1 protein-coding gene is annotated in these 854 nt (G+C 64.3%); it reads left to right on the top strand.

The window, feature by feature from the left end:
- Positions 1–410: 410 nt before the first annotated feature.
- On the top strand, positions 411–854 hold a 444-nt coding region (locus J4G12_07260; protein ID MCE2455608.1), incomplete at its 3' end, for a 6-bladed beta-propeller.

The following is an 854-nucleotide window of genomic DNA, read 5'->3' on the forward strand; positions in this document are numbered from 1 at the left end:
GGTCGGTGGCGAACCGAAGTCGTCCCGTCGACGTGCCCGATTTCACTCGCGGTCGGTGGGCGGAGTGGCCGCAACTGGAAATCCTGAGAGGCTAGGCAGCTTGCGGACAAAGCCTGCCCTTGCCACCCTGCGAAATCCTGTTAACCTGCCTCCGCCAGTGTCGATGGTCATACCGACCTTCGAACCGTCACCACCTTCCACTTGGGCTTATCACCAGGGAGATAACATGCAGTTTTTCAGCCCCCCCCTCCCCCCCCGAATGAGCTGACTCGGTCGCTCATCCGTCCGATCATGCTCGCCGTGGTCCTCCTCCTCTCCATCATGTCGCTTCTCGCGCTTGCTCCGCCCAGCCAGGCGGACGAGGACGTGCTGACCGAGGTTCAGGCCGTCCTTACCGACGCGGATCGTTGATGGGACGAAGGGCCGCTACCGTCCTGCTTCCAACGGCGGCCCCGGTCGCGGCGGCCCAGGACACGCTCACCGTGTCGGGCGAGGTCACTTGTCAGGAGTGCGCCATCGTGCTCGACACGGTGGTGACGATCGGCGGTTTGGACGGACCTGGGCTCGAGACGATTTATCGACTTTCCACTGTCGCCGTGGACCGCCGGAACCGGATCCACATCGGCCGTTCCCGCCCGCCCTCCGTTTCCGTGTTCGACGAGACGGGTCGTTTCATTCGCTCGTACGGGCGCTCGGGGGAAGGGCCGGGCGAGTACGAATCGATCTCGCACGTCACCGCCGGACCGCAGTACATCCACGTGTTCGACCGGCACCGCGGTCGGACCATGTTGGACTACGATTTCAACGTCGTCCGGGTGGACCCGTTCCCGGGCCAGGTTCACAACTCGGTCGTG

It is taken from the genome of Gemmatimonadota bacterium (genome assembly GCA_021295815.1).
Classification (GTDB): domain Bacteria; phylum Gemmatimonadota; class Gemmatimonadetes; order Longimicrobiales; family Gaopeijiaceae; genus JAGWBQ01.